This is a genomic window from Methanosphaera sp. (assembly GCF_016282985.1).
Taxonomy (GTDB): domain Archaea; phylum Methanobacteriota; class Methanobacteria; order Methanobacteriales; family Methanobacteriaceae; genus Methanosphaera.
Genome location: NZ_JAEELZ010000109.1, coordinates 1 through 3480, shown reverse-complemented (window position 1 = coordinate 3480; position 3480 = coordinate 1). Strand labels below are relative to the sequence as shown.

6 protein-coding genes are annotated in these 3480 nt (G+C 24.6%); 2 read left to right on the top strand and 4 right to left on the bottom strand.

Annotated elements, in window-relative coordinates:
* The 3 genes from QZZ11_RS06565 to QZZ11_RS06555 form a co-directional block, all read right to left on the bottom strand.
* Positions 1-314: linear amide C-N hydrolase (locus QZZ11_RS06565; RefSeq protein ID WP_292474631.1), on the bottom strand; the 314-nt coding region annotated here is incomplete at its 3' end.
* A gap of 123 nt (positions 315-437) precedes the next feature.
* On the bottom strand, positions 438-1283 hold the full coding sequence (locus QZZ11_RS06560; protein ID WP_292474630.1) for a pyridoxamine kinase: 846 nt from the start codon (positions 1281-1283) through the stop codon (positions 438-440).
* Between the two features lie 336 nt (positions 1284-1619).
* On the bottom strand, positions 1620-2180 hold the full coding sequence (locus QZZ11_RS06555) for a zinc ribbon domain-containing protein (protein WP_292474628.1): 561 nt from the start codon (positions 2178-2180) through the stop codon (positions 1620-1622).
* A gap of 219 nt (positions 2181-2399) precedes the next feature.
* Between QZZ11_RS06555 and QZZ11_RS06550 the strand changes: the two genes are divergently transcribed.
* Together QZZ11_RS06550 and QZZ11_RS06545 are read left to right on the top strand one after the other, a co-directional pair.
* Positions 2400-2690: a hypothetical protein gene (locus QZZ11_RS06550; RefSeq protein WP_292474627.1), complete on the top strand. Its 291-nt coding sequence runs from the start codon at positions 2400-2402 to the stop codon at positions 2688-2690.
* A gap of 8 nt (positions 2691-2698) precedes the next feature.
* Positions 2699-2971 carry a hypothetical protein gene (locus QZZ11_RS06545; RefSeq protein ID WP_292474626.1) on the top strand — a complete coding sequence of 91 codons (273 nt, stop codon included), beginning with the start codon at positions 2699-2701 and terminating at the stop codon, positions 2969-2971.
* 37 nt (positions 2972-3008) lie between these two features.
* On the opposite strand, the gene QZZ11_RS06540 is transcribed toward QZZ11_RS06545, so the two are convergent.
* Positions 3009-3480: DUF6434 domain-containing protein (locus QZZ11_RS06540; protein ID WP_292474624.1), on the bottom strand; the 472-nt coding region annotated here is incomplete at its 5' end.

Sequence of the window (3480 nt, the reverse complement as noted above, 5' to 3'; positions counted from 1 at the left end):
GGTATAAATTCGAATGGTGTAATATTGTCTTTATTATCATCAAACTCTTTATATTCAGCTTTTGGATAGTTTAAACCAGCCATACTTAATCCTTTTTCATTAGTTGCATCATAGTATAATGGGTAATTATCTACAACATATGCCATTCCTATTATTGAATAGTGTGTTTCTATATTATCTACTTGTCTGAATTGAAATTCGTAGTTTTGAGGAGTAATCACTACACTTTCGTTATATGAGTATTCCAAGTCCAAATTTCTTCCAAAATAATGTTCTGCTGCAATTAAACTGATTGCTGTACACATAAATGTCATGCCTCAATGTATTTATTTAATTATATATAATAATATATTAAAACTAGCATAATTATATTACCAAAAACATTTATGTTTCAGATTGATAAAAAAAATATATAAAAAAAATAGTAAGAAAAGGTACTAATATGTATTTAAAAGTTCATAAATCTCTGGAATTACCTTTTCAAATTTAACTCCATAGTTATGATTTGGGTCATCAATAGTTTTTTCAATTGCCTTTTTAGTAAATTCTCCTGCAATTTTTGCACTACTTGTTGGAGATTTACCTAACATGGATGATCCTACAAATGCTGAAGCAAAAACATCACCAGTACCATGTGATAAGTGATCTATTTTATCATTGTAGACAAACTGAATATCTGAATCTTCTTTATCTGAAACTAACATTCCTAATTGACCTTCTTTATGATTATCTCCTTTTAAGATAACATGTTTTTTTGTAAATTCGGAAAGATCTTTTGCTATTTCTTCCATTTCTTCTTTTGAGAAATCTGGTTTCCATTCTTTATGTAATAAATAACAAGCTTCTGTTGTGTTAGGTAAAATGTAATCTCCTAATTTACAAAGTTCACCCATTTTATCAGCAAATTCCTGGTCAAATCCATAATAAAATTCACCATAGTCTGCCATAGCAGGATCAACAAAAACAACGCCATCCGGTTTAAGTCTTGAATCTATAATATCCTTAATGTAATCCAATTGTTTAATTGAACCTATGTATCCCGTATATATAGCATCAAAATAAATTCCTTCTTTTTCCCAATGTTTTTGAATGTCTGGTAGATCTTCTGTTAAATCTCTAAATGTGTATCCTGAAAAACCTGCAGTATGTGTAGATAAAACTGCTGAAGGAAGTACTGCAGTTTCAATACCGAAAGCTGAAATAATTGGTAATGCTACTGTTATTGAACACTGTCCATAGCATGAAATATCTTGAATTGTTAAAATTTTTTTTGTTTCACTCATCTTATCAACCTATTATTATATTATTAATTCTCTTATTAATATTTAATTAGTAATTTTTTAAATATACCAAAAATAAGTATATAAAAATCTGTAATATTATTAAATAATGAATTTAAATTATACATCTTAAATAAATTTGATTTTCCTACTTTATTTCTTTAATTAAAAATTTTATTTGAATATATAACATTGTTATATTTATTATGTTATATAAATATTTTCTTAGTTAATTGTATAAAAAAAAAGATTTTATCTGATATGAAAATATGAAAAAAAAATTAAAACTTCAGTAATCCATTTAATAGATTAAGAAGTTTATATTTATAAAATTAAAATTTATTGTACATCTATTGCGCCAAATAATAAAGGTATAGGTCTTCCTTCATTAATTGCATTAGTACATACATAAGCATCATATGCGCTATAAATAACTAATCCAACTCCTAATATCAAGGTGATTAAAGCTCCTCCTATATCATCGAAACTAGATATAATTATTGCATTTATTATAGTAACAATTACACCTGTTACACATAATACTATTCCTCTTTTGAATAATCCTAAGTATAATTGACCAATTCCTGATAAGAAATAAAATATTAATCCGCCAATGACATCCAATACTACTGCAATTCCAGCATTTTTTTTAGACGGAACATTATTATTTTGTCCTTGATAAGTATTTTGTTGATTATTTACTGGTGGTTGTGAAGTTTGTTGGTAATTTTGAGATTCAATATTTTGATTATAGTTATTTTGTTGAACTGATGAACTACTATTATTAGGATTGAAATCTATTGATTCATTAGAAGCTACATTCTGTAACTTTGTTCCACAGGATAAACAAAAATTTGATTCATCCTGATTATCATATCCACAATTTTGACATTTTTTCATAATATTCACCTCATGAATTATTATTATTAAACTTAGTATATTATTAATAATTATTATACTTATTTCTTTAATTATGATAATTTATTAAAATTTTTTCATTATTTAAATTAGTTACCTGAAACATTTAGATTAATAAATTTAGTAATAATAAAAATATATAATAATAATTCAATATAATAAGAATTATATGAAATAAATAATTTTTTGGAGTGAAAAAAATTGTTAGAAGAATATTTCCCATTTATAGGATTGTTAATATTTGGTAACATAGAAAATCTTATCCTGGCATCACAGGGAGAAGTAAAAAAAAGAAATGTATTATCCTTATCTATAGTCAGTATAATTATAGTAATTGCCTGGTTTATATTAGGAACAATATTAACTGAAGAAGCAATAAAATATTCAAATTACATTAACTTTATAGGTGGACTTGCAATATTTCTATTAGGTATTCAATCAGTTGTAGAAGTAATGAAATCAAAAAAAGCTGTTAAAGAAGAAGAAAATTAGGTGATTTAATGAATATTATCAAGGACTGTAAAGGATTTTGGGTATTATTAATATTTGGAAACATAGAAAATCTAATACTGGCATCACAGGGAGCAACAAGCCACGTAAATTCTATAATATTATTGGGTTTAAGTATAATCTGTGTAATCTTATGGTTATTAACTGGAAAATATGCAACTAAATATGCTATTAAATACGCAGATGAAATTGAAATTATTGGTGGACTAGCAATAATTATTTTAGGTATTCAAGCCATGTTAGAAGCTATAGGAATAATGTAAAAATAATATTCAAAATATGAATATTATTATAATTTTTTTAATTATTATTTAAAACTAATAAATCCTTTTTTTCATATTTACATGATCCTTTAAGATTTTTTTTATAATTCCAACATTTTACAGCATCTTTAAATGTTTTATCATTATTGTCATTGAAAAAATCCCGAATATAATTATTATATTTAAATTGTTTATCTATTTTTGTTTTGGTCTTTTTTGAGTTATTTTCTATTTCATTGTATGCTATAATAGCCTGTGCAAATGTTTTTTCAGGATTGTTTTTAAGCCATTTCTGAAATTTCACTTTAAATTTAAAATGTGAACCAATATTTTCTTCAAAGAAACTTCTAACTTCCTGAGAACAAATAAAATTTTCACCGATTTTTGAATCTAAATAAATATCATTATGATTTTTTTTCCTTTTTTGTTTAATGCATTTTCCTATTTTTTCACCAGTATCTAAGTAATGTATGATTCGTTCTTCAAGATCTTGTTTATTTCCACTAACT

Bases quoted from the DNA above. Each gene is read 5' to 3' on its own strand.
- QZZ11_RS06560 (WP_292474630.1), bottom strand. From the start codon at position 1,283: ATGAGTGAAACAAAAAAAATTTTAACAATTCAAGATATTTCATGCTAT.
- QZZ11_RS06555 (WP_292474628.1), bottom strand. From the start codon at position 2,180: ATGAAAAAATGTCAAAATTGTGGATATGATAATCAGGATGAATCAAAT.
- QZZ11_RS06545 (WP_292474626.1), top strand. From the start codon at position 2,699: ATGAATATTATCAAGGACTGTAAAGGATTTTGGGTATTATTAATATTT.